The sequence below is a fragment of the Nonomuraea sp. NPDC026600 genome (assembly GCF_040638335.1).
In the GTDB taxonomy this organism is placed as follows: domain Bacteria; phylum Actinomycetota; class Actinomycetes; order Streptosporangiales; family Streptosporangiaceae; genus Nonomuraea.
Genome location: NZ_JBEZYD010000013.1, coordinates 79,121 through 103,392 on the forward strand (window position 1 = coordinate 79,121; position 24,272 = coordinate 103,392).

The 24,272-nt window shown below is 69.7% G+C and carries 24 protein-coding genes; all 24 read left to right on the top strand.

What is annotated here, in order from left to right; translation table 11 throughout:
• Nucleotides 1–355: 355 nt before the first annotated feature.
• The 24 genes from AB0F17_RS28620 (at nucleotide 356) to AB0F17_RS28735 (ending at nucleotide 24,216) form a co-directional block, all read left to right on the top strand.
• Nucleotides 356–1,774 (top strand): DNA modification methylase, encoded by a 1,419-nt coding sequence (locus AB0F17_RS28620; protein ID WP_358028751.1) that lies wholly within the window; start codon nucleotides 356–358, stop codon nucleotides 1,772–1,774.
• Nucleotides 1,775–2,016: 242 nt separating this feature from the next.
• Nucleotides 2,017–2,526 carry a hypothetical protein gene (locus AB0F17_RS28625; protein WP_358028753.1) on the top strand — a complete coding sequence of 170 codons (510 nt, stop codon included), beginning with the start codon at nucleotides 2,017–2,019 and terminating at the stop codon, nucleotides 2,524–2,526.
• Nucleotides 2,523–4,121, top strand: a complete 1,599-nt coding sequence (locus AB0F17_RS28630; RefSeq protein ID WP_358028756.1) for a terminase family protein — start codon at nucleotides 2,523–2,525, stop codon at nucleotides 4,119–4,121. Before AB0F17_RS28625 ends, AB0F17_RS28630 begins: the two co-directional genes overlap by 4 nt.
• A 168-nt stretch (nucleotides 4,122–4,289) precedes the next feature.
• Nucleotides 4,290–4,511 carry a hypothetical protein gene (locus AB0F17_RS28635; protein WP_358028759.1) on the top strand — a complete coding sequence of 74 codons (222 nt, stop codon included), beginning with the start codon at nucleotides 4,290–4,292 and terminating at the stop codon, nucleotides 4,509–4,511.
• A 119-nt stretch (nucleotides 4,512–4,630) separates the two neighbouring features.
• Complete coding sequence (locus AB0F17_RS28640; RefSeq protein WP_358028762.1) at nucleotides 4,631–5,143, top strand: hypothetical protein; 513 nt, start codon at nucleotides 4,631–4,633, stop codon at nucleotides 5,141–5,143.
• Nucleotides 5,144–5,221: 78 nt separating this feature from the next.
• Nucleotides 5,222–5,737, top strand: a complete 516-nt coding sequence (locus tag AB0F17_RS28645; protein WP_358028764.1) for a hypothetical protein — start codon at nucleotides 5,222–5,224, stop codon at nucleotides 5,735–5,737.
• A 218-nt stretch (nucleotides 5,738–5,955) separates the two neighbouring features.
• Nucleotides 5,956–6,579, top strand: coding sequence for a hypothetical protein (locus tag AB0F17_RS28650; protein WP_358028767.1), 624 nt, complete (start codon nucleotides 5,956–5,958; stop codon nucleotides 6,577–6,579).
• 156 nt (nucleotides 6,580–6,735) lie between these two features.
• The gene (locus AB0F17_RS28655) at nucleotides 6,736–6,939 is read left to right on the top strand and encodes a hypothetical protein (protein WP_358028770.1); all 204 of its coding nucleotides are present in this window, start codon (nucleotides 6,736–6,738) and stop codon (nucleotides 6,937–6,939) included.
• Nucleotides 6,936–7,163 carry a hypothetical protein gene (locus tag AB0F17_RS28660; protein WP_358028772.1) on the top strand — a complete coding sequence of 76 codons (228 nt, stop codon included), beginning with the start codon at nucleotides 6,936–6,938 and terminating at the stop codon, nucleotides 7,161–7,163. The genes AB0F17_RS28655 and AB0F17_RS28660 overlap by 4 nt, the downstream gene beginning before the upstream one ends.
• A gap of 37 nt (nucleotides 7,164–7,200) precedes the next feature.
• Nucleotides 7,201–7,497: a hypothetical protein gene (locus tag AB0F17_RS28665; protein WP_358028775.1), complete on the top strand. Its 297-nt coding sequence runs from the start codon at nucleotides 7,201–7,203 to the stop codon at nucleotides 7,495–7,497.
• 11 nt (nucleotides 7,498–7,508) lie between these two features.
• Nucleotides 7,509–9,437, top strand: a complete 1,929-nt coding sequence (locus AB0F17_RS28670) for a hypothetical protein (protein ID WP_358028777.1) — start codon at nucleotides 7,509–7,511, stop codon at nucleotides 9,435–9,437.
• Entirely contained in the window at nucleotides 9,428–9,655 is a 228-nt protein-coding gene (locus AB0F17_RS28675) for a hypothetical protein (RefSeq protein WP_358028779.1), read from the top strand. The genes AB0F17_RS28670 and AB0F17_RS28675 overlap by 10 nt, the downstream gene beginning before the upstream one ends.
• Nucleotides 9,652–9,840 (top strand): hypothetical protein, encoded by a 189-nt coding sequence (locus AB0F17_RS28680; RefSeq protein WP_358028781.1) that lies wholly within the window; start codon nucleotides 9,652–9,654, stop codon nucleotides 9,838–9,840. The genes AB0F17_RS28675 and AB0F17_RS28680 overlap by 4 nt, the downstream gene beginning before the upstream one ends.
• Entirely contained in the window at nucleotides 9,830–12,148 is a 2,319-nt protein-coding gene (locus tag AB0F17_RS28685) for a phage minor head protein (RefSeq protein ID WP_358028783.1), read from the top strand. Before AB0F17_RS28680 ends, AB0F17_RS28685 begins: the two co-directional genes overlap by 11 nt.
• Nucleotides 12,148–12,312: a hypothetical protein gene (locus AB0F17_RS28690; RefSeq protein WP_358028786.1), complete on the top strand. Its 165-nt coding sequence runs from the start codon at nucleotides 12,148–12,150 to the stop codon at nucleotides 12,310–12,312. Before AB0F17_RS28685 ends, AB0F17_RS28690 begins: the two co-directional genes overlap by 1 nt.
• 10 nt (nucleotides 12,313–12,322) lie before the next feature.
• Nucleotides 12,323–12,679 (top strand): hypothetical protein, encoded by a 357-nt coding sequence (locus AB0F17_RS28695; protein WP_358028788.1) that lies wholly within the window; start codon nucleotides 12,323–12,325, stop codon nucleotides 12,677–12,679.
• An 89-nt stretch (nucleotides 12,680–12,768) separates the two neighbouring features.
• Nucleotides 12,769–13,164, top strand: coding sequence for a hypothetical protein (locus AB0F17_RS28700; protein WP_358028790.1), 396 nt, complete (start codon nucleotides 12,769–12,771; stop codon nucleotides 13,162–13,164).
• A 59-nt stretch (nucleotides 13,165–13,223) separates the two neighbouring features.
• The gene (locus AB0F17_RS28705) at nucleotides 13,224–15,023 is read left to right on the top strand and encodes a major capsid protein (protein WP_358028793.1); all 1,800 of its coding nucleotides are present in this window, start codon (nucleotides 13,224–13,226) and stop codon (nucleotides 15,021–15,023) included.
• Between the two features lie 79 nt (nucleotides 15,024–15,102).
• On the top strand, nucleotides 15,103–15,951 hold the full coding sequence (locus AB0F17_RS28710) for a hypothetical protein (RefSeq protein WP_358028796.1): 849 nt from the start codon (nucleotides 15,103–15,105) through the stop codon (nucleotides 15,949–15,951).
• Between the two features lie 14 nt (nucleotides 15,952–15,965).
• On the top strand, nucleotides 15,966–16,343 hold the full coding sequence (locus tag AB0F17_RS28715; RefSeq protein ID WP_358028799.1) for a hypothetical protein: 378 nt from the start codon (nucleotides 15,966–15,968) through the stop codon (nucleotides 16,341–16,343).
• Nucleotides 16,340–21,916: a hypothetical protein gene (locus AB0F17_RS28720; protein ID WP_358028802.1), complete on the top strand. Its 5,577-nt coding sequence runs from the start codon at nucleotides 16,340–16,342 to the stop codon at nucleotides 21,914–21,916. Before AB0F17_RS28715 ends, AB0F17_RS28720 begins: the two co-directional genes overlap by 4 nt.
• On the top strand, nucleotides 21,913–23,001 hold the full coding sequence (locus AB0F17_RS28725; protein WP_358028805.1) for a hypothetical protein: 1,089 nt from the start codon (nucleotides 21,913–21,915) through the stop codon (nucleotides 22,999–23,001). Before AB0F17_RS28720 ends, AB0F17_RS28725 begins: the two co-directional genes overlap by 4 nt.
• Nucleotides 23,002–23,140: 139 nt before the next feature.
• Nucleotides 23,141–23,416: a hypothetical protein gene (locus tag AB0F17_RS28730; protein ID WP_358028808.1), complete on the top strand. Its 276-nt coding sequence runs from the start codon at nucleotides 23,141–23,143 to the stop codon at nucleotides 23,414–23,416.
• Nucleotides 23,417–23,556: 140 nt separating this feature from the next.
• Nucleotides 23,557–24,216 carry a hypothetical protein gene (locus AB0F17_RS28735; protein ID WP_358028811.1) on the top strand — a complete coding sequence of 220 codons (660 nt, stop codon included), beginning with the start codon at nucleotides 23,557–23,559 and terminating at the stop codon, nucleotides 24,214–24,216.
• Nucleotides 24,217–24,272 lie beyond the last annotated feature (56 nt).

Genomic DNA, 24,272 nt, shown 5'->3' on the forward strand with positions numbered 1-24,272 from the left:
CCTCGTCACCCCCAAGTCTCCCGGCAACCGGCCCCCCGGCTGCCTACGAACGTGTCACATTCTGCTCACCAGGCCAGTGCGCGCAGGTACTGGCCGCCTTCCGCGCAGAAGTGGCACAACTGAGCGGGGAAACCCGGCGCCTTCCTCGGAGGGGTGGAAGCGCACCCGGCCCCGCTCACGCAGCGCCCCACCAGCGACCCGGCGACGGGTTACCCCCGAGCTGGTGGGGCGCGTCGCGTTTCCAGCCCCGCGCTTTACGGCCCGCGCATAACCCGCTTTCCACGCGGACCGCTCTACCATCGTGATCACAGAACCGGCCAGCCCTTGTCACAAGCCGACACGATCGAGAGAGCGCATGACCAGCCCGATAGCAAGCGATCACGGCATCCGCCCCGAGATCATCGGTCGCGCAGTACCAATCGACAGCGTCACCCGCCACCCCCGCAACTACCGCCGCGGCAACATCCCCCTCATCACCGATTCCCTGCGCATCAACGGCCAATACCGGCCGATCATCGTGCAAGCCTCGACCGGCCACATCTGCGCCGGAAACCACACCTGGCAAGCCGCGCAAGAACTCGGCTGGCATCTCATCGCCGCCGACCTGCTCGACCTCGACGACGAGGCAGCGCTACGAATCTTGGCCGTCGACAACCGCGCGAATGACCAGGCCGAGAACGACGACCAGGCGCTCGCCGCAGTCCTGCGCGAACTCGACGCAAGCAGCGCAGGACTAGCCGGTACCGGTTGGAACGACGACGTGCTCGCCGAACTCCTCAGCGGCTTGCCTTCCTTGGCGCAGCAGCCCGCGGCCCTCGGAGACACGGGAACAGACCTCGACGAGATCGACGAAATCCCAGAGCCCCCAGCAGACCCAGTTACAGCACCCGGCGATCTTTGGCTGCTCGGCCCCCATCGCATCCTCTGCGGCGACTGCCGCAACCCTGAGCATCTGGCGCGACTGCTCGATGGCGCCACCATCAATGTCGCTTTCACGTCGCCGCCGTATGCATCCCAACGCACCTACGACGAAACCTCCGGATTCAAGCCGATCCCGCCCGCCGAATACAGCGACTGGTTCGAGCAGGTACAAGAAGGAGTACAAGCGCACCTCGCCGCGGACGGCTCCTGGTTCGTCAACATCAAAGAGCACTGTGATAACGGGCAGCGGAATCTGTACGTCAAGGACCTGACGATCGCGCACGTCCGACGTTGGGGCTGGCGCTTCGTCGACGAGCTCTGCTGGGTGGACACGAGCAATGGATTCCCTGGCGCATTTCCGAACCGCTTCAAAGATGCATGGGAGCCGGTTTTCCACTTCTCTACGGCCAAGGTGATCAAGTTCGACGCCCTCGTGAACGGCCATGAGAGCGACGGTGTCCGACTGTATGACCCAGACAAGAACATGGTCCTTCGCCCGCACGGATACTCCAAGCAGCAGGGCGACAAGAGCGTTGGGATCGCGCGCCCAAGCAATGTGCTGCGTATCGCGGCTGGCGGCGACGGAACGCACCCGGCCGAATTTCCCGTCGCGCTGCCTTCCTGGTTCATCCGCGCCTACAGCGATGAAGGCGACAACGTTTTCGACCCGTTCATGGGCTCTGGCACCACGCTCGTCGCCGCCCACAACGAGCAGCGCATCGCCTATGGCACAGAGATCAGCCCTGCCTATGTAGATGTCATCTGCCGCCGCTGGCAGATTGCGGCAGGTGTCCTACCTGTCCTGGCGGAAACGGGAGAGCAGCACGACTTTCTTTCTGCGCAGGCGCCATGACAGCCGATCCGCTTGTACTGGCCCCCGACCTTGACCCGTGGGCACGGCAACGTCAGGAAACGCCACGCCGATACGCCCAATTCGCGGTCTATCGCGACCTCGGCCGGACCCGGAACCTGACACGAGTCGCTGAAAACCTGACACTGAACCCTGGTCATGTACGCAACGTCGCAGCCGAGGGCCGATGGACGGTCCGCGCTGCGGCGTGGGATGCGCACCTTGACGCGCAGTACGCCGCCCGCATGATCGAGGCTCGGCGGACAGCAGCCGACCAGGACGCCCGGTTGCTCGACGGCATGCTCGCCCGCGTCGCCGCCGCGGTGCAGGCGACCAGCGGTGCCGATCTGACACCCGCGGAGACGGCTCGATGGGCGTCGATCGTCCTGCGTGAAAGACGTGGCCTGTACAGCAGCACCCATGGCCAGAGCCTGCCCGGCGCGGCCGCCGCGGTGACCGACCCCACCGAGCGGCGCCTGATCGGCCTCGACTCGGCCGACGGCGAGTCGACCGCGACCGAGACTCGTGAGCTGGAACTGATCCGCCTCGACCGGCTGCAGGCCGCTCTGTGGCCCGACGCCATGACCGGCGACACGACAGCAGCTCGAACGATCCTGCGTGTGATGGATCGCCGGGCGCGCCTGCTCGGCCTCGACACTGCCAAGACGATCAAGACGGTCCTGACGACCGAACTCGACGAGCGGATCGCAGCCCTGACCGAGCGCATGCGCCTGCAGGCAGCGCAGGGCCGATGACCACGCCGCCCAACGGCCTCGACACCGAGGCGTGGCGCGAACTCACCCCCGACCACAAGGCCTTGTACGCCGACCGGCTCGCCGTGGCGTGCGCCCGCATGGGCATCGGCCTCGGCGACGTCCCGAGCCCCGGTGTCCTGGCCGGGCAGCTCGACCGCGAGTTCGTCAGCCGGGCGCACCTGCGCCTGATCGACCAGGCGTTCGCGCGGGTCCTGGCCGGCGAGGTCGACCGCGTGTTCATCTCGACCCCGCCGCAGGTCGGCAAGTCGGTCCTTGCCGGCGAATGGGCTCCGTTCTGGTGGCTGACCCACAAGCCCCGTTCCAAGATCATCGTAGGGTCGTACGCCGATGCCCTGGCCAAGAAGCGAGGCCGTCGAATCCGCGCGCTCGTGCGCGATCACGGCCTGCCGTACGGCCTCGAACTCGACCCCGAGTCGGCCGCAGTCAACGACTGGTCGCTGACGTGCGGCGGCGGCCTGCGAGCCGCAGGCGTCGGCGGATCGCTTACGGGCATGCCCGGCGACCTCGGCATCATCGACGACCCCCACAAGGACCGCGCCGAGGCTGACAGCGACGAGATCCGCGAGAACGTGTGGGACTGGTACAGCTCGACGTTCAACTCCCGGTTGTCGCCCGGCGCCCCCGTGATCCTGATCATGACCCGTTGGCACATCGACGACCTCGCCGGGCGGCTGATCGCCAAAGAAGGACGCCGCGGCGACGGCGGCCGATGGCTGGTGATCGAGCTGCCCGCGTTCGCCGGGGCCGGCGACCCGCTCGGTCGCGCGATCGGCGACCCGCTGCCGCACCCCAAGGTCGCCGAGGACGACGTCGAGGGCGCCCGCGCGCACTGGAACGAGAAGCGCAGCACGAGCACGGCGCGCGATTGGCCGGCGCTGTACATGTGCGACCCGCTCGACCAGGTCGGCGCGCTGCTGTCCGAGGAAGACCTCGACCGGCAGTACAACCCCCGGCCGAGCACCGAGCGGCAGATCGTCGCCGTCGCCGTCGACCCCTCGGGCGGCGGCCGCGACGAGGCGGGCGTCGTCGGCGGCTACCTCGGCACCGACGGGCACTGCTATTGGGCCGAGGACCGCTCGGGCGTGATGCAGGCCGAGGCGTGGGGCCGGGCCGCCTGCGAGTTGGCGTGCGAGCTGGACGCCGATCGGATCGTGTTTGAGGGCAACTACGGCAAGGACATGGCCCGGCTGACGATCCGCACCGGTTGGGAGTCCCTCGGCCGCGAGTGGACCGAGCAGCACCCCGGCGAGCCGAACCCGTACCTCGACCGGCTGCCGCCCCGGATCGTCGAGGTCAACGCCCGGCGGGGCAAGCTGCTGCGGGCCGAGCCGGTCGCCGCGCAGCTCATCGCCGGGCGGGTGTGGCTGACCCGGCGCATGCCCGAGCTTGAGGCGCAGTGGCTCACGTGGAAACCGACGGGCAGTCTGTCGCCCGGCCGTATCGACGCCTCGGTGCACCTGGCGCTCGCGCTGCTGCGGCCGCCGGGTACCGACATGGTCGTGTCCTCGCCGGGCGGGCGCGGGCCGTCGGGCCGTTCGCCGATCCACAAGCGGCGGCTGCCCGGCGCGAGGTGAGGGGCGGCCGCCGGGTCAAGCGCGGGTCAGCCCGGCATCGGCGTACGTCCCTCACTTGATCTTGCAAAAGTGAAACCCCGCTGCCTTATGAGTGACACGGTTGCATGATGAACCACACAGGCGTAGTGTTCATCATGCAAGCAGAGAGCAGGCGAGGAAAGGAACCCCATGGCCAAGGCCCCCACGATCGAGGTCGAGATCATCCGCTGCCCCTGCAAGGTGCACAACGGCGAGGGCGTCGAGGTGCCCAAGGGCGGCGGCCTCGCCAAGGGCGGCCCCACCATGACGCACAACCTCATCGCCACCGTTCGCATGGGCCTCTACAGGACCGCGAGCGGCAAGCTCTCGGGCCCGTGGCCGATCGGCACTCACGGCCCCGCCGACGTCTGAACGCTCAACCGTCCACGAGGCCCGCAACGGCCCGCAGAACCCTTCACCGACCCGAGACGCCCTGACACACCGCTACCGGCCCACTACGGTCCGTACAGCGCCCGGAAGGACCACGCCAGATGCTGACCACCTTCACCAAGTACCAGCGCGAGGCCGCCCTGTGGGCGGTACATGAATACCGCACCTCCCCCAGTCAGCGCACGAGCGACGAACTCGCCGTGCTGCACGACCGCCTTGACCGCCTTGAGGGCGGCGGCCTGCTGGGCATCACCGACGAGCAGCGCGACCTGCTCGTGCGGGCCCTGCTGCGCCACCCCAAGGTGTGCCCGTCCCCGACCGGCTGCGGCTACGACGACCACATCGGCGACCTGCTGCTGCGCGTCACCGACGCGACCGGACCAGGCGAGTACGACAGCGAGGCGAGCGCCGTCGTCGGCGCCCTGTACCGGCTCGTGATCGGCAATACGCAGGTGATCGTCGAGTGCCTGTACGCCACCGACGACGTCGTCGAGGGCGGGCAGCTCGCCACGGTCATCCCGTGGACGGCCGGCGGGCCCGACCGCGAGCCGTACCCGCTGCGCTCGCTGACCGTCCGCTCGTGGTTCCTCGCCGAGGTCCTCGCGACCCGCTGAACCACCCGCAGGGGCCCGCGCGGGCCCCTGCCACCCCCTCACCCCCCTGACCGGCCAGCACCTGACACAGGAGGACCCATGTTCAACGCTTCCGCCCCCGACGTGATCGCGCACGCCCGTTACCGGATCGAGGTCGTCGAGGCCCACCGCGCGTACCACAACGACGTGAGCCTTTTCGACCTGGTGACGGGCGAGCGGCTGCAGCAGCGCCGCAAGGTGTACGACACCGACGTGAACAAGGTCGCCGACCTGCTCGTCGCCCGTCAGGACGCCAAGGGCGACCCCGAGTCGCCGCTCACCACGGCCGCGCAGTTGCGCCTGCTCGCCGAGCGGCTCGCCGGGCAGCTCGACGCCGCCGAGGACGTCGCGCAGCACGGCGAGGTGATGCACCACCTGGTCCGCGCCGCGCACGACCTGCACATGAGCACGGGAACCATCGCAATCAACCAGCGGCACCGCGCGCAGGACGCCGACGAGCCGCAGCGGCACATCGCCGAGCAGCACGCCACCCGCGCGAGCACCGCGTTCGGCGAGGCCATGGCCGAGTGCGCGTCGGCCCGGAACGAGCTGATCAGGTTCAAGCACGGGCAGTAGCGGTCTGGCTTATATGGTCACGGTGTTGCGTGATGAGCCCTACGAGTGTAGTGTTCATCATGCAAGCCCACTGAGACAGAGGAGAGAACATGAGCCCCCGCGCGGTCGCCCTGGCTGCCATCGCCGCCATCCTGCTGTGGGCCGCCGCCTCGACAGCCATGAACGCGACCGTCTGCGACCTGCTGCACCTCCTGTTCGGCTGACCAAAGGAAACGATCATGGCTATCTCGGGAACCGACCACATGGCCAGCAACAAGGCCACCACCACCGCGCGGCGCATCTCGGCCCGCCCCGACCTGTGGGTCATCAGCGACCGGCCCGGCCTGTACACGGGCAACCAGGCCACGACCGCTATGGTCCTGGCCGAGATCAAGGCCCGGCACACGCCGCTGCCGAACGACGCGGCCTTGATCGCCTCGTACGAGCAGGAACTGCTCGTGCCGCCGATGCCGGTCGACCCGTGGGCCCTGCTGCAGACCCTGCGCGACGCCGCCCGCGCCGCCTCGTCGCTGACCGAGACCGAAGAGTTCGAGGTTGCGCCGTTCGGCGGCGACGTCGCCGAGATCCACGCTCGGACGGCCGAGACCGTCGAGTACCTCGCGAGCCTCGGCGACCGCTGCAGCGAGATCGCCGGCGAGATGGCCGAGGGCGTCACGCTCGGCGCGGGCGGTCAGGTCGAGTTCGAGCCCGACTCGACGCCCGCGCACGTGGCGTGGGCCCGCTCGGCGTCGGCGTCGCTGACGGCCGCCGAGCTGTTGTCGCGGGCGGCCGAGCTGCTGCACACCGCGCAGCGCGAGGCCGCTCAGGCGCAGCGCCTCGGCCGCGAGCGCGCGGGGGGTTAATCCGGACCGTTCCGGAACGATCCAGAACGCCGCCGGGTCCTTCCGGAACGATCCGGAACGCCACGCCCTGTAAGCCCTGCACGGACGACCGTGCAGGGCTTCCTGCTGTGTACGCTGGCCGTACCGCCTACCTGCGCAAACACCCTTGGAACCCCTGTGTCTCCGTTCGTCCGCCGTGCCTCGTACGTCCTTCTGACCCTCGCCGCGATCGCGGTCCTCGTCTTCCTAACCTGGCAGGCCCTGCAGGTAGTGACGGCGCTGCTCGTGCAGTTCCTGCTGCTCGTCTTCCTCGCCGTCATGGGGCCCGAGGCCCTGCTCGGTAGCGGCGACGCGCTCGCCCTCGGCACGCTGCTGCCGTGAGCCTGCTGCCCGAACGGCCAGGCCACCCGCCCGAGCCGGCGACCGCGCCGGACGGGCAGCCGTGGGGGCCGCACTACCTCGTGCCCTGCTCACGCGTCGTGCCGGGCGGCCCGTGGGAGCACTGCGGCCGCCGGCCGACCCGCCGGTTCATCAACGGGTGGTACTGCCGCGATCACGCCCCGGCCTCCATCACCCGCCGCGAGCCGGGCTCGCCGTCGGCCTGACCGACCGTTACGGCCTGTATGTATATCGTTTTGAAGCGTGACCATATCCGCGTTCCTGCTCGCCCTCGGCCTCACGCTGCGGATCGTGCGGTTCCTCAATAGCGACGTGCTCGCACAGGGCCTGCGCGACGCGATCGGGCACCGGTACGGCGAGGCAAGCAAGGCCGCGTACCTGGTCGGCTGCCCGTGGTGCGCCTCGCCCTACGTCGCCGCGCCCGCCGTGGCGATCGCCTACTACGCCGGGGATCACCCCGCGTTCGTGATGATGGCGGCGGCCGCGACGATCAGCTATCTCGTGGGCCTGGTCTCGATCAACCTCGACGACGACCACTGAGAGGGGCGCAGGTGCCGCAAGAGCACATCCAAGACGGGCCGACCGGCTACCAGGTCAAAGCCGGGCGCACCGGCTACCAGGTAGAGCACGCCACCCGCACGAGGAACGGCCAAGTCCGCTCCCTGACGGCCGCCGTGCAGGTCCTGCAGGGGCGCCGCATCAACCGCGGACCCAAGCAAGCATCGACAGCAACGCAACTGCCTTGGCAAGTGGAAGCGTGGTCGATGTACGACCTCGTCGGCGAGCTGCGGTTCGCCGTTAACTGGCTCGCCTCGGCGATCTCCCGCTGCCGCCTAGTACCCGCCCGCCGGGTGACCGGCAGCGACGAGCCCGAGATCATCACCGACGGCCCGGCCGCCGAGCTGCTCGCCGACTGGGCCGGCGGCCTCGCCGGGCAGGCGCAACTGCTGCGCCGGGCCACGCAGCAGCTCGTCGTCGCGGGCGACACCTACATCGTGGGCCGCACCCTGCCGGGGGGCGCTGACGACGAGGTCGGCGAGGAGGAATGGCGGGCCTACAGCACCGAGGAAACCTCGTGGTCGGGCGCCGGGTGGCAGGTCAATCCCGGCGACGGCGCGATCCCTGTCGGCGCGCAGGACCACATTTTCCGGTGCTGGCTTCCCCACCCCCGCAGGTACGTCGAGGCCGAGAGCAGCGTGCGGTCGGCGCTGCCGGTGCTGCGCGAGCTGCACGGCCTGACGCAGCGCGTCAGCGCCGAGATCGACAGCCGCCTCGCCGGGGCCGGGCTGCTGATCCTGCCGCAAGAGTTCCAGTTCCCCGCGGGGCAGTCGGCGCAGTCAGGCGACGCCCGAGACGGCGAGGACGATTTCATAAACACGCTGATCGACTACATGGTGACGCCGATCTCGGACCGGGCAAGCGCCTCGGCCGTGGTCCCCCTGGTCATCACCGCGCCCGGCGAGCACATCGGGCAGGCCCAACTGATTCAGTTCTGGTCGGAACTCGACGACCGCTCGAAAGAGCTGCGCGAGGAAGCCCTCGACCGGTTCGCCCGCAGCGCGGACATGCCGCCCGAGGTAATCAAGGGTTTGTCCGATTCGAACCATTGGAGCGCATGGGCTATATCGGAAGATGGCGTACAAATGCACGTTGCCCCCCTGCTTGGCATCCTGTGCCTGGCCTTCACCGTCGGCTGGTACCGGCCCTCACTCGCCGAACTCGGCGTCGAGGACGCCGACGAGTACCTGGTCTGGATGGACACGAGCCCCCTCGAACTCAAGCCGGACAAGTCCGAGGCCGCCAAGGAGCTGTACGACCGGCTAGAGATCGGCGGCGACACCCTGCGCAGAGAGACAGGGTTCGGCGAGGACGACAAGCCGACCGACGACGAGCTGCGCCGCATGATCCTGTACCGGTTCCTTGAGAAGGTGACCGACCCGGCGCTGCTGCTGCAGGCCCTCGGCGTCAACAGCTCGGGCATCCCCGAGGGCCTGGCCGAGCAGCCCGTGCCCGCGATCCCTGCGCCGCGCGATCCGGGCGACGACCAGGTCGACCAGGCCGACGGCGCGGCCGCGCCGGGAACGCCGGCCACGCAGGACGACGCCCGCGACGGCGACGGCTCACGCACAGCGGCCGCCGCCGCCGACGAGCCGCCCGCCGTGGCGATCGTCGCGGCCGCCGAGGTCGCCGTACGCCGGGCCATGGCCTACGCGGGCAAACGCCTGCTCACCCGCACGCAGCGCGGGCAGTACGCCGACGTGCCGGTCGACGAGCTGCACATGCACATACCCATCACCGAGCAGCGGTTCGAGCTGCTCATGTACGACGCCTGGACCGCGCTTGAGGGCGTCGTGCCCGGCCGCCCCGAGGTCATCACCGCGTGCGATCGGTACGTGCGCGATCTGCTGCGCCACGGCGTCAAGCACGAGCCCCGGTTCCTCGCCAAGACCCTGTGTGACGAGATCGGCCTATGCCCATGACGGGCCTGCTGCGCCGCGTGCTCCACTGGTTTTGCGGGCCGGTACTCCCCCATGACGAGACGGCGCACACCGAGTTCGGGTTTTGCAGTGAGTGCCCCGACAGCGGCCCGTATAGCGAGCTGCTGAGATGGCGCATGCGGCAGCAGGTCGAGAACGCGCGACTGCTGCGCGAACTGCCGATCGAGCCCGGCGCCGACGAGATCGGCCGTACCTCGTGACCCCCGGCGACGGCCTGCGCGAGGGCGTGCCGCTCGGGCACAGCGTCGCCGCTCACGTCATCCATGGGTGGTGCTCGCACTGCGGCGGCCCCGGCCGCAGTGTGGCGCACGAGGTCGAGGCGTGGCGGGTGTGGGCGCACCGCATGCTGCTCGCCGTCGAGGAAGGGGCGCGCGGTGGCGGTTGACCCGTGGCTTCCTGCCCGGCTGCGCCATGATGCCGAGCTCGTGCGTGCCGAGCAGAACGTCGAGGCGGCCGTGCTGCTCGCCGTCGAGGCGTGGCTGCAGCGCGTACGCGAGCTCGTGCTCGGCGAGGGCGACGGCGGCCTGTCAGCCGCGGCGCCGCCGCCCGAGCCCGAGCAGTGGCCAGCGGCCGAGCCCGTATGGGTCCTGGCCATGGAACAGCTCGTTCTGCCCGAGATCGCCGAGCTGTTCAGCGAGCGCTTCCTCGCCGTGGCGCGGGTCGCGGTCGACGCCGCGCAGCCGTACGTCGAGGCGTATATCGACGAGGTCGCGAGCCGTCTCGTGCTGTTCCCGGCGTCGGCGTTCGAGGAGATCCGCCCCGAGTTGGCCGAGGCGATCAGCGAGGGCGAGACCCTCGACCAGATCCGCAGCCGCATCGAGAGCATCCTCGATTTCGACACCGCGGCCGACGCGCCGGGCACCGCGGACCACGACCGGACCAAGCGGCTACGGGCGCAGATTCGCGCGATCGAGCGCAAGCTCGACCCGGCGACCGGCGACCAGACGCTGACCGGCGAGCAGGTCTCGGTGCTGCGCGCCACCCGGCGCGAGCTGTACGAGGAGCTGCACGAGTCCGAGCGGCGTTGGCAGTGGAAGGCACGCAGGATCGCGCGCACGGAGACGATCGGCGCCTACAACGGCGGCGCGCACGAGGGCGCAGTGTTCAGGTCCGACGTGCTCGGCCTCGACATGGCCAAGAGATGGCTTGCCACCCTCGACACGAGGGTGCGCCCGACGCACCTCGCCGCGAACGGGCAACTCGTCCGGATCGCCGACGAGTTCGAGGTCGGCGACGCGAGCCTGCGGTTCCCCGGCGACCCGCTCGGCCCCGGAAACGAGGTCATCAATTGCAGGTGCACGACCTTGTACGAGGACGTCGAGGACCTCGACATCGACGAGCGCACCCTGCTCGACAGCCCGCCGGCCGACGCCGGTATCAGCGCGGCCGCCCGCCCACCAGAGAGGGAAAATCCTGTGACCTTGACCGCTGCCTCGGGCGGGCCGTACACGGGCGGCATGATCGCGCTCGTGCCGTCGCCCGCCGACATCGAGCGCCTGGCCGTGCCCAACGGGGAGCTGCCCGAGGATCTGCACCTGACCCTGCTGTTCCTCGGCAGCGGCGAGGACATCGCCGACATCGCCCCCTACGAGCGTCAGGAGATCATCGCGCGGGCTGCCGCCGTGGTGGGCACCCTGCGCGACGAGGGCGTCACCCTGCCGATCGAGGGCAACGCCTTTGCGATCAGCGCGTTCAACCCCGGCAGCGACGACACGGCGATCGTGCTCGGCGTCGGCGGCGAGTACCTGGCCGCGCTGCAGCGGGCCATCGCGTACGACGTCGCCGACGTGTACGCCTACCCGGCGCAGCACATGCCGTGGGTTGCGCACGTCACCCTGACCTATGACGACGACCTCGGCCAGGTCGCCGCGCTCGCCGACCGGACGGGCCCGATCGTGTTCGATCGGCTGCGTGTGGCGTTCGGCGAGCAGGTCGTCGACATACCCCTGACCGCCGAGCAGGCCGGCGACATGGCCGCCATGGACGCGCTGACCGCCTCGGCCTGGAACGAGCTGCAGGCGATGCCCGCCATGCCTGCGGCGTGGTTCGCCGAGCCGACCCCCGACGAGCTGCCGCCGAACTCGGGCGGCGTCCACTACGCCGACGGCCGGGTGTACGGGTGGGTCGCGCAGCGCGGCGTGCCGCACGAGGCGTACCCCGGCCAGATGCTCACGATCGAGGCCCTCGGCCCCATCGACACCACGACGTTCCTGCGCGCCCGCATGAACCTCGACGACGGCTCTACCGTCCGTGTGGGCGCGTTCACGATGAACGTGGGCCACCACCGCGACGGCGCCGAGTGCGAGACCGAGATGTGCCAGTTCGACGACACGCGCACGGTCGCCGGGGTGATCACGGTCGGCATGAACGAGGGCGGCATGTGGTTCTCTGGCGCGGCCGCCCCATGGATGAGCGATTGGGATCGGGTGGTGTTCGCCGCCTGTCAGCCGAGCTACCACATGCGGCAGAACGAGTTCGGGCAGTGGTCGCTGCGCGCGGTCCTGTCCGTACCGGTGCCTGGCCATCCGTCGCGCCTGGCGGCGGCCGCTGTCGTCGACCGGGCGAACCTCGCCCTGACGGCGGCCGCAGCCGCGGGGGCGCCCGAACTGCCGGCCGACGTCGCCGAGCCTGGCGTCGACCACGAGGACCACGCCGCGCGCCTGGCGCGGCTCGACGAGAGGATCACCTGCTGATGAGCAACTGCGGCTGCAACAAGGGAGGCGGGACGGTACTCAAGTACCGCGTGCAGGCCGCCAACGGGGAAGCGAAGGATTTCGCCACCAAGGGCGAGGCCGACGGCTACCGCACGACCAACCAGATCGCCGCCCCGGTACGGGCCGTGCGGGTCAAGGCATAGGGGGATGACCATGATTGAGCCGAGTCCGCTCAACCTGGCCGAGGTCGGGTACCAGGCGTACGGCAACTTCGCCGACTGGACTAACTTCGCCGGCAACACCATGCCGACATGGGCCGAGCTGCCCGAGCCGCAGCGCTGCGCGTGGGTCGCGGCCGCCGGGGCGATCCGGTCGGCCGTGCTCACCCCGCCCGGCCGAGGCAGGCCACGCAGCGCGTACGAGGCGTCGCACCCGATGATGATCGGCCGCAGCGCCGCCACGGCGGCGGCCGTCTGCAAGTGCCCCGGCGGCTGCTGCGGGCACGACGCCGGGCCGCAGCATGCCGAGGTCGGCGACGCCCGGGCGGCCGAACCCGGCGGCCGAGCCTGACCGCGCCCCCGCAAAGCAGCCGCCCCCGGCCGTCCACTACACGGCCGGGGGCGGTGTCATGTCCTGCCACGATGGGAATCCCGGCTGTTGTGGCTACCCCCTGGCCAGAGGGCCCCAAGCCGCCGCCCCGGCACCTGCGCACCCGCCGCTGCCGCAACGGCACCTGTTGGACCTGCACGCCGCACGCCGAGCTGCGCGACCTGCTCGCCGTCGGCAAGACCATCGCATGGCGGCAGCGCCTGCTGATCATCCTCGTCGAGGCGGGCATCACCACCCGCGCGCAGATCGAGGTCATGACCGACGAGGACCTGCTCGACATCCGCCACGTCGGCGAGGGGAACCTCGCCTACCTGCGCGACGCACTCGCCGGGTACGTCGAGCCGGTCGACGACGACGTCGTGCAGCCGCCCGCCGACGCCGACAGGCTCGCCGCACTGATCAAGCAGGCGGTGCACCGGAACCGCGGCAAGCGTGCTCTACCCTGACAGGGATCGCCGCTGGTGAGGGGGCCGGGCGCACACTCCGTACGAGAGGTGCCCCGGGGATGACCCTGCAGGAGCTGCTCGATCTCATTGCGGCCGGCGACGGCGATGCCCTGGCGGCCGCGCTCAACAATCCCGACATCAACCTCGGCGAGCTGGAATCGGCCGCCCTGGCCGCGTTCCAGGACATCCGAGCCCGTCAGTCCGAGGGCCTGTCGGCCGAGGACATGACGGCCCTTGAGGCCCTGGCCGACGGCGTCGAGGCGCTGCGCGGCGAGACCACCCGGCGCGATCAGGTGGTCGCCGACCAGGCGGCGCGGGCCGACGCCATCGAGTCCCGTATCGCGCCGCCCGTGGCTGACGCCGCTGGTGCCGACGACGTCGACCAGGACGACGGCGGGGCCGACGCCGCGATCGACGGCCACGCCGACGCCGGGGCAGGCGACGGCGATGCCGCGCAGGGCGCCGAACCGGTGCTCGACACCGTCGCCGCCTCGGCGACCCCGAACCCGCCGCCGGTTCCCGCAGTGCCTGCCCGGCGGCCGCGGGTCAACCTCGGCGCGCTGCGCAACCGGGCGCCCGCCCCGGCCCCGCCGAACGGCGACGACCGGGCGATGCTCGTCGCGGCCGCCAACGTCCCCGGCTTCAACAGCGGGGCCGAACTGGAGATGAACCAGGTCGCGCAGGCCGCAATCTCGCGGTTCGCGGTCATGCCCCGGCCCGAGAGCGGGCACGAGGGCAGGGTTCAGCACTCGGTCGCCCTCGTGCGTAAGCGCGTCGACCCGCAGCTCGTCGCCGACGGTGCCGACGACGACGGCGTGCTCGACTTCGCCGCCAACGAGCGCAGGCTGCCGGGCGGCAGCCTGATCGAGGCCCGCAAGCAGCACAAGCTGTCGGCGGCCGGCGGCTGGTGTGCGCCGTCCGAGACCTGGTACGACATCGCCTGCGAGCGCGAGACCACGGCCGGGCTGCTCAGCATTCCGGAGGTCACCGCCTCGCGCGGCGGCATCAGGTGGACGCAGGGCCCCGACTTCGCCGAGCTGTTCTCGCACGCCGGATATTTCATCCAGACCGAAGCCCAAGCGGACGCGGCGGTCGAAAAGCCCTGCTTTGAGATTCCCTGCGAAGATTTTCTAGAGTGCAGGCTCGACGCGATCGGCCTGTGCCTTTCCGCGGGCATCCTGACCGCTCGCGCTTGGCCCGAGCTGATCGCCCGGTTCATCAGGGGCAGCTTGACCGCGCACGCGCACCGCTACAGCGGCACCACGATCGCCCGGATCGTCGCCGGGTCGACGGCCGTCGCCCTGCCGCCCGCGCAGTTCTCGGCGGCTGTCGACGTGCTCGGCTCGATCGACCTGCAGGCGACCGACTACAGGTACCGGCACCGCATGGACCCGAACGCGACCCTTGAGGTCGTCGCCCCGTACTGGCTGCTCGGCGTGCTGCGCTCGGACTACGCCAAGCGCAACGCGGTCGACAACCCGTACATGGTCAGCGACGCAGAGATCGTGTCGTGGTTCGCCGCCCGCGGGGTGTCGGTTCAGTTCGTCTACAACTGGCAGGACGGGTTCTCCACCCCTGCCGGCACGATCGGCGCCGCCGTGCCGCCGACCACGTGGCCGGCGTCTGTGCAGATCCTGCTGTACGCCGCGGGCACGTGGGTGAGGGCGACGCAGGACATCATCACCCTCGACGCCGTGTACGACAGCACCCTGTTCCGGATCAACCGCTATAACGCGATCTTCACCGAGGAAGGGCTGTGCGTCATCCAGCGCTGCCCCGACTCCCGGCTGCTGACGATCCCGATCTGTGCGACCGGATACTCGGCCGATCAGGTCCCGGTGGTCTGCCCGAGCATCTGACCGGCCCGTACGGCCCGCGCCGACTACTCCCGGCGCGGGCCGTACGGCTACCAGCCCGCCCGCTGAGAGGGGCCCCAACGTGCCAAACTGCGCACCCCTGTACGTGCAGCCGCCGACCGTCGAGCCCTACCGGTACGGGCTTTTCTCCGTGGCGCAGATGCCCGCCGAGACCGATCCGCATTGGCGCTGCGGCGTCGAATGGGAACCGCTCGCGTGCATCCCGGCGCACGGCGTCGGCGACCAGTGCGACAACCCCGGCGTTCAGAAGGAACTCGACGACGGCGTGCCGCTCGTCTCCGCAACCCCGTTCGTGATCCACGCCAACTACCTGTGCCGCCTGCCCGGCCGCCCCGACCCCGCCGAGATCGAGCGCCGCGCCCGCGAGGCCCTGCGCCTCGGTGAACAGCGCGCCGTCGAGCAAACCGTGTGGACCGGCGAACTCGGCAACACGCCGTTCCTCGCCGACCCCGCCGCCGTGGTGCTCAACGACGGCGGCCTGCCCGTCGCGGCCGCCGACGCGCTGAACATGACCGGCGGCATCGCCGCCCTTGAGTCCTACCTGCGCGCCAACTACGGCGGCACGGGCGTCATCCACGCACCCGCAGGCGCCATCCCGGTCATGGCCAGGTACCACCAGCTTCGCGAGCCCGACTCGGGACCGCTACGGACATGGCTCGGCACACCGGTCGCCGCCTACGGCGTCGCCCCCAACATCGGACCCGACGGGCTGCCCGCGCCCGACGGCACGGCGTGGCTGTACGCGACCGGACCGGTAGCGATCCGCCGGGGCGACGTGTTCCTCAACCCGCCCAACCTGGCCGGGGCGTTCAACCGGACGACCAACGAGGTCGCCATGCTCGCGGAACGCGAATACGTCGTCGGGTGGGACTGCCTGCACGCCGCCGTGCTTGTCAACATCAACTGCTGAACCGGGGGGAACCCATGTCCGAGGAGACCACCAGCCCGCCCGACGAGCAGGGCGGGCCGTGCGAGATCGTCGAGCTGCTCGTGCCCGCCCGCGAGCGCGGCCGAGTCGCCCGCGCCCTGCTGCAGGCGGCCGACGAGCAGGGCCTGCCGCCGGGCGTCGTGCTGTCGACGTCGACCGGCTACAGGGTGCCGCGCCGGGTGGCTGACGCCGCCGACGTCGCCCTCGCCGAGAGCGTCAATGACGGCGGCCCGCTGCCCGGCACGCAGGTGTACGCCGCCGCCGTAGGCAGGCCCGGGTTCCGGCGTGACGGCGAGCAGCCGGTCGACCCCGAGGCCGTTCCCGATCCCGAGCTGCCCGAGCAGGTCGCCAAGCGCGGGAAGGGCCGCCGATGAGTACGCCATTTCAGCCGCTTCCGTGCGCCGCCGACTCGGGCGGCGGCGAGCCCGGCGTCGACGTTGAGGGCACCCTCGTCTGCGACGTCAACGCCGCGGGTGAGGTCGTCGGGACCGCGCTCGTCGAGGCCGTGTACGACGAGACCGGGGCCCGTACGGGTACCCGCCTGGTCAACGTGATCGACGGCACCCTGTACGTGCCCGTGGGCACCGTGCAGCCGTGCCGCGAGGGATGTTGCCCCGAACCGGTGATCTTGTGCGACGTGCAGCCCGACGGCAGCTCGGTGCAGTTCATCCGCTCCTACACCGGCGACGAGACGGGCGCGGTCGAGTCGGCCGACACGCTGCTCGACGGTAGCCCGTTCGTCCCTACCGGTACGGTCGGGTCGTGCGATCCCTACCGGCTGTGCACGCCTCTGTCGGATGTGAATCTCAACGGCGATTGCGGCCCCGGCGAGACGCCGAACACGGTCCTCATCGGCGCCGAGGGCGTCGCCACCGACAGCGTGGTCAACGACGACCCGACAGCCGACCCGCTATGCGGCGGCGTGTGGGACCGGCCGAGCGAACCGTCGCCGTTCACCGTCAACGAGTCGTTCCGCAACGCCACGTTCGACCAGCCTGGACCGGTCACCCAGGGCACCGCCCCATACGCCGGCCTGACCGCCTCGCCCGGATGGACCGGCAGCAACGTCGACCCCGCCGGCCAAGGCTGGTTGCAGACCTCCGACATCAACAGTTTCACCAACGGGATTTGGCAGGTCCCGAACCCGTTCTCGACCGCGGACGGCATGACGGCCCAGGTCACGTTCGCCTCACACGACGGCACCATTACGCCCAATGGTGACGGAATGGCGTTTGTTTTCACAGACGGGTCTATTCCCCCCCAGTCCACCGCGGTCGGTGGCGGCGGAAACCTCGGCCTCGCCAACTGGCAGGGCGGATATGTCGCCGTCGTCATGGACGAATACGGCGGCGTGTGCGGCGGCAACTCGATCTGTCTGTCGCGGGCCGGCGGGTCGGCCGTCCCCCCTGGTACGGGGTTCGGGTCGTTCGCGTCGGTGTCGGTGGCCCCGCACAACATCAGCGCGGACACCGGCCGCGCCAACCCTGGCAAGTTGATCACCTCGATCATCAGCGAGGGCGGCCAGACGTACGTGTCGGCCTCGATCCTGTGGGCCGGCGACACCGAACCGACCGTGTACTTTGACCGGTTCAACGTGACCGCGGCCGGCCTACCGCCGGCGCCGGCCACGCTGCGCATGTCCCTCTACGGCGGCAGCGGCGGGGCGTTCCGCAGCGAGCATGAGTTCCGCGACGCCACCGCGGCCGCGGCCGGCGCCCAGCAGTGGCGCGCCTTCCCGATCGTGACGGACCCGATCCCCGCCTGTGTGACCAGCGTGCGGGTCGAGGCGTGCGTCGACGTGACGTTCACCGAGGACACCCAGGTAACCGGCAACGGAAACCCCGAGGCGTTCCTCTGGCTCGTCAACACGGCTACTAACACCGTGCTCGACAAGGTGCAACGGTCGTCCCAGCCTTCCCAGGTCGGCACCTCGAACACGATGTGCGTCGACGCCGTGGTGCCGGTCGCCCAGCTCGCCAACTTGCGCGTGTACGTGGGCGCCGAGACGCGCGACCCCAACGGCATCTACGGGTCGAGCTGGGAGAACCTCGAGATCACCGTCGCCGGCCTGGGGTGTCCGGTGACCCCGGTTCGCACGCTCGCAATCTCGGCGCCGTGCCCGATTGACGTCAACATCATCGGGGGCACCGCGGACGGAACGCCGGCCCCGGTCACCGTGGTCAACACGCCGGCGACATTCGAGGATGTCGCGGTGTGCATGGTCGTGGCCGGCGTGGTGACGTCCGGTTTGCGGCGCGAGGTGCGCGCCCCTGACGGGTCTGTCACCGTCTCGTTCCTGGGGGCCGACGGGGTGCCGGTCACGCCCGACACATGGGTCGCCGGCCCGTGCGCGAGCCCCATTTTCACGGGGTTCGTGTGCGACATCATCCCGGGCACGCCGGCCACGCCTGACCAGACGTTCACCGACGATTTCTCGACCGCGGTCGAGTCCGGCGGCGGCACCTCCTACACCTGGGCGAACTTCGGCGGTTCGGGTCTGCCTGTCTCGGTGTTCCCGACGCTGCCGTCGCCGCTGGTCGGTACCGGCATCCAGTTCGGTAGCGCCAATCAGGCGATCAACTACGTGCTACCGGCCGCCGCGACCGACATTCACATCGTCGCGACGAACTTCGGAACCACCAACGGCGATCAGATGGGGTTCAGCCCCGACCCGCCGATCGCCGTCACGGGAGACGGCACGATAGCGGCGTTCGTCGTCAACCCGACGTTGCCCGTCGGCACCGCTGACGTTACCGTCGGGCCGGCGTCGACGTTCAACATCAACGTTCCCGACGCCAACGGCGGCGGCGGCATCATTCAGACACAGATCAGGTTCACGATTCCGGGCGCCGCGGCGACCGCGGAAACCTCGGTGCCGCTCAAACAGTTCCACCTGATCAATGATGGCGTTCACGTGCCGAGCTACACCGACATGAACGGCGACCCCTACACCGCTGTCGGTTCGATCGGCCCGTGCCCCGACGATTGCGCTCCGCTGGTCCTCGGCCCCGTATGCGTCACCTCGAGCAGTTTCCCGGGCGCCATCCTGCCGGCGGTCGCCGTGCAGGACTGCACCGACGACACGGTCGCCTACCTCAACGCCGCGACCGGCGTGCCGTGGCCGGGCACCGTCACCGTGGTCGTGTGCCCGCCTGACAATCAACTCACCGAAGAAATCCTGTGTGACGCCGGCACCGACCCACCCACCCCGTTCCGGCGGCTCTACACGCTGACCGCGCTCGGGTCGGTCCTCGTCGCCGACGAGGATCTCGCCGGCACCCCCTACGTTGCGGTCGGACCGGTCGGAGTGTGCGCGGCCGACTGTACGTCGTGCCAGACGTTGACCCTGTGCGATTTCGGCGCCGACGTGCCCGTTCTCATCACCGGCATTTCCACCGGGGGCACGCTCAGTAACGGCGTCACGTGGTCAGGTGCACGCGGCTCAGCCGCGAATTTCAATCCGCAGCACAACAACGCCGATGGTTCGTGGTGGGGCATGGCAGCCTTCCCGAACTCGACGGTTGCCCCCGACACGTGGTTCTTCGACCGGCCGGTCGATGTCGAGTTCAGCGTCGTCATCGCTTACAGCCCCGCAACGGGTTCTGGACTTATCAATCAGGTTCAGGTTCCCCTCGGGTCCGAGCTGATCTCGTCGGCCGCTGACTACAGCTATGACGTCGCTACAGGGATCGTCACGGTTGACAGCTCCAACAGCGGAGACTGCACCAAGGTCACCGGCCCGACCGTTGCCAAATCGGCCCGGTTCGTCCTTCGCAACGTCACCCAATTCACGCTCGATTTCCTCGGGCAGCGGATCGCCATCTGCGGCCAGTTCTCCAACTGGCGGTTCGGCTCCATCGCCGTCACACCGGCAACGACAACATTTTTGCGTACCATCTGCCGCGACTGCGACGGGGCCATCACCACCGTCACCGACACCCAGGCGGACGGCACCACCCCCTACATCCCGATCGGCCCAGTCGGCGAGTGCGGCACCCAGGCCGACGCCGAGCCGCAGTGTTTCGCCACACAGATCTGTGTTCAGCCTCAGGGCGTTCAGGAGTTCATCTCCAACGCGGCCAACCTGACGTCAACGGTCGCGGTCCCGAACATTGACCCGGTGTGGCAGTGGTCCAACGACCCGGTTCTCGGGCCGTGGTTCAACATGTACGACGTGGGTGTTTTCCCGGGGTGGATCACCGTTGACCCCGGCACCACTCAGGGTGTCGCGAACTGGGTTGCCCCTCACCCCGACAGCAGCCCGAACACGTCGGGGCTTCCCGGCGAGGGTCCGACCATCGGCCCCGGGAACGCCCAGTGGTACGCGCGAGCTCAGTTCACTCTGCCCGCGAACGCCGATCCCGCGTCGATCAAGATCGCCGCGACGGTGCTCAACGCCGATCAGCTAGGGGTCGAGTTCCGCCTCAACAACGGAGCTTGGCAGCCGGTCAACGCCTCGCACGTCGACCCGCCGTTCAGCTTCCCCGCCCAGGTGATTCCGGGCGCTCAGGCCGGACTGAATGAGGTATTTGTCCACGTCACCGAGACTGTGTTCGGGTCGGGTGCGGCCGGCGTGAAGATGCACTTGATCGCTAGCTACAACCTCGGCGACCAGCAGTCATGGACGCAGATCGTCTGCGACGACGGTACGGTCTCTTACTTCACCAACGCCGGCGAGCAAACCGACGCGCTGCCCCAAGACTGGGTGATCGTCCCATGCGGTGCAGGCTCAGCGTGCCCGTGTGTGGACTGCACGAATGCATCCACGTTGCTCGTGTGCGACCTACCCACGGGCGACCCCGACGGCATCCCGACCGTAACCAACCTCGGAACCCAGTTCATAGCCAACACCTCCAACGCCGTGTTCCAGCAGAGGCCGGGGGGCGGCGGCGCGCTGTGGACCGGCGGTCAGGTCAACTTCGGCCCCGACGTCGACCCGGTGCTCCCGGGCATCTCCCAGCTACACCGCTACGCCTCGGCCACCGTGCAGGCCACCCCGCCGAGCTGCACCGACGGCACGGCAACCCTGGCGTTCTCGGTCCAGGTGCAGAACATCGGCCCCGGCGCCGGCTGTTCGGGAGTCGGCCGATTCCGGCTGTTCAAGATCTCTGACGGGTCGACGCTCGCGGCCGGCAGCTCGCCCCCGATCAACACCCCTGTCGGTGTGCTCTACACGTTGACGATCAACGCCAACGTGTCGGCCGCGGACCTGAGCGCCGGCAACATCGCCGTGTGGCTGGACCTGGAAACGTGGCAGACGGCCGGCTGTCCCCCGCCCGACAGCAAGGCGTGGCAGGCATCGAATTTCACGGCCGCCTACGCCTACGGCCAAGAGGGTTGCGAAACGCAGTTCTTCCGGACGGTGGTCACTGATTGCGAGACCGGCGAGACGCTGGCCACGGTCGACACGACCGTCGACGGCGCCCCGTACGTCGTGACAGGGCAGGTCGGCGAGTGCACCGGGGCGAGCTCGAGCGGCTCGACGTGCCCGTGTGTCTCGGCCCAGGACATCGGCCAGGCCGTCGCCGACAACTCGACGTGCTGTCCGATCACGGTCGCCGAGGTGTGCCTCGCCAACGGACACCCCGGCGTCATCATCCGCAACGACGACGGCACGCTCACCCGCGCCGACGTCATCACAGGATTGACGTTCGCCGACGTCGACGTCGTCAACTGCGCGCCCACGATCAATGCCCAGGCGCGCCTGTTGACCGCGGCCCAGGTATGGACCCCGGGAACCGACGTGGTCGGGACGCTCACCGGGCTCACGGTCACCGGCTTGACCGGCACATACAACCTGGTCGACCAGTCCGGTACGGCCGTCGGCCCGCTCGCGGCCGGCGTCTCGATCAACTGGAACAACGATGAGGAAGGACCTTTGCAGGGCCCCCAGAGCATCACGGCCGCCGCGGCGTCAACCGTGCTGGTCGCTTGGACCCAGCGTTGAGCAGCATCGCACCGTTCTTCCATCCGTTTCCGGCCGGTAACGCGTTCTGGCAGGAATCACGCAACGCCGGCGCCTCCTATCTGGCGGCGCCGGCCGCGGCGAGCACAACCCAGGTGATCGGCGCGACCGGCACCCAGCGGTTCCGGCAGTTGTTCACCATCCCGCCCGGAGTGGCCGGCACGTACGCCGTGACCGTGTCGGGCGACACCTTCGCCAACCCGCCCAACGTGCCGGCGCGCGTCGTGTACGACGGTGTCGACCAGGGGCCCGTAACGCCCATCTCGGGGCCGGCTACGTTCACACTGCCCGTGGTGGCCGGCGCGCACGACTTTCAACTCTGGATCGGGCAAGCGACCTCGGCCGGCGCAACGGTTCCGGTCGTCACCGCGGCGTTCGCCGGCGTCATCCTCGCCGGCGCCGGCGCGGCCGGCTGTTGCTGCCCGATCAGCGAGACGGCGCGCTGTTACCGCGTGGTCACCGGGTCGGCGTTCCATCGCGCCTACCTGGTCGACTGTGGGGCCGGCCCCGAATGGCACGACATTGTCAGCGGCGCCACGGTGCCGGCCGACGACATCGAAAACTGTGCGTGCGGCACCGTGCTCGAACTGCCTGACCTGCACATGGCCGGCGCCGCTTTCAACGACGCCCCGAACGAATTCATCTGCAACGTGGTCCCGACACCGGACGTGGCGACCGGCTGGGCTGTCACCGGCGTCTGCTACGACCCGACCGTCGGCGCGCCGTCGCTCGACTGGACAGCGCCTCTATCGAGTGTCGCGCTCGAGTACGGGTCGGCCGCCGGCAACTCCGGCGGAGTCATCCTGACGTTCTCCTCAACGCTCACGGGCACTATCACCTGGGCGACGAACCTGACGATGATGAACGTCGGCGAGCAGCGCATATCCCAGGCGCTCGCCGGCGGCATCCGCGCCGTTCTCACCTACGTCTCGGGGCCGGCCGGCAACGCGAGCGCGGGAACCATCCGTATGGAGGGCGGCGGCGCGCTGGGCATCCATCGCACCGCGACGAACATCGTCGCGCCTATCCGGTTCCGGCTCGACTTCTACTCGGCGCCGTGCCCATGAGGCCGGCATATGGAAATGAGGTGGCGTGATGGGAGCGACGACGACAACAGCGATTCCGGGCCCTCAAGGACCAGCCGGCGCGACCGGTGCGACCGGTGCGACCGGTGCGACCGGCCCCGCCGGCGGACCAGGCCGGCGCGTGTTCTCCGAGGCCGGCATCACCAACGCCTCGGGAAACGTGACATTCACCTTCACTCCCGCATTCGCCGCGGTTCCCGTCGTCACACACGCCGTGCAAACCGCTATCGCCGACATCACCGAGTGCCGCGTGTCGGCGATCTCGGCGAGCTCGGTCACGTTCAACGTCAGGCGTGCGCCGGCCGTCGTCATCCTGGGTATCAGCGTGCTACAGGTGCCCGTGCCGGCCTCAGGCGTGACCGTGCACTGCCATGCCGTCGAGGCCGGGCAGACCTGACGCCGAGCCGTACCCGGCGCAGCCGCGCCGGGCGGCTACCCTGCTGATAGATCGCCGCTGGTGAGGGGGCCGGGCGCACCGTTCCGTGATGAGAGGTGCAGCCGATGCCGGCGACCTGTTGGTCATCTATCGGTGCCGAGGTGATGCGGGCTACGCGGCTCGACTCCTGCGGCGCCCCTGTGGTCGGGCCCTGCTCGACCGTCGTCAGCGACGGGTTCGTGTCGATCGCTTGGGAAAGCGAGATCAAAGAGGGCACCGAAGTCGAGATCCTCAAGGCCAACGGCCGCCTATGCGTGAGCGACAAAGCCTGCGACGAGATCAAGTGGTTGAACATCACGTTCGCGTTCTGCCAGGTCAACCCCGACCTATTCGAGATCATCACCGGTCACCCGCTCGTCGTCGACTGGGAGGGAACGAGCGTCGGCAACAGGGTCGGGAGGAACATCCTGTGCGACGGCGGGTTCGCCCTTGAGGCATGGACCCGCATTCCGGGGCAGCCCTGTGTTGTCGGGCAGGAAGACAGCAAGCCGTGGGGCTACTTCCTCGCGCCGTGGGTCAAGGGCGCCGTGTTGACCGGCTTCACCATGGAGAACGACGGCGCCAGTTTCGAGATCACCGCGCGGACCGAACTCGGCGGAAACTGGGGGGTCGGCCCGTACAACGTGGACGCGACCAACGCGGCCAATACGGCGGGGCCGCTGCTCACGCCGATCGGCCCTCTCGACCTGCTCGACATGCACCTGACCACGATTCAGCCGCCGACCGTCCCGGCCGACTGCGGCTGCGTCGCCCTGCCCTGACCGCCGACCGAGGCCCGGCCGCCGCCTCGGCGTGGCCGGGCCTCACCCCATGGAAG

Excerpts from the sequence above, each read along its gene's own strand:
- AB0F17_RS28720 (WP_358028802.1), top strand. The coding sequence starts at position 16,340 with ATGAGTACGCCATTTCAGCCGCTTCCGTGCGCCGCCGACTCGGGCGGC.
- AB0F17_RS28620 (WP_358028751.1), top strand. The coding sequence starts at position 356 with ATGACCAGCCCGATAGCAAGCGATCACGGCATCCGCCCCGAGATCATC.
- AB0F17_RS28640 (WP_358028762.1), top strand. The coding sequence starts at position 4,631 with ATGCTGACCACCTTCACCAAGTACCAGCGCGAGGCCGCCCTGTGGGCG.
- AB0F17_RS28690 (WP_358028786.1), top strand. The coding sequence starts at position 12,148 with ATGAGCAACTGCGGCTGCAACAAGGGAGGCGGGACGGTACTCAAGTAC.
- AB0F17_RS28695 (WP_358028788.1), top strand. The coding sequence starts at position 12,323 with ATGATTGAGCCGAGTCCGCTCAACCTGGCCGAGGTCGGGTACCAGGCG.
- AB0F17_RS28635 (WP_358028759.1), top strand. The coding sequence starts at position 4,290 with ATGGCCAAGGCCCCCACGATCGAGGTCGAGATCATCCGCTGCCCCTGC.
- AB0F17_RS28630 (WP_358028756.1), top strand. The coding sequence starts at position 2,523 with ATGACCACGCCGCCCAACGGCCTCGACACCGAGGCGTGGCGCGAACTC.
- AB0F17_RS28645 (WP_358028764.1), top strand. The coding sequence starts at position 5,222 with ATGTTCAACGCTTCCGCCCCCGACGTGATCGCGCACGCCCGTTACCGG.
- AB0F17_RS28650 (WP_358028767.1), top strand. The coding sequence starts at position 5,956 with ATGGCTATCTCGGGAACCGACCACATGGCCAGCAACAAGGCCACCACC.
- AB0F17_RS28675 (WP_358028779.1), top strand. The coding sequence starts at position 9,428 with ATGCCCATGACGGGCCTGCTGCGCCGCGTGCTCCACTGGTTTTGCGGG.
- AB0F17_RS28715 (WP_358028799.1), top strand. The coding sequence starts at position 15,966 with ATGTCCGAGGAGACCACCAGCCCGCCCGACGAGCAGGGCGGGCCGTGC.
- AB0F17_RS28705 (WP_358028793.1), top strand. The coding sequence starts at position 13,224 with ATGACCCTGCAGGAGCTGCTCGATCTCATTGCGGCCGGCGACGGCGAT.
- AB0F17_RS28625 (WP_358028753.1), top strand. The coding sequence starts at position 2,017 with ATGATCGAGGCTCGGCGGACAGCAGCCGACCAGGACGCCCGGTTGCTC.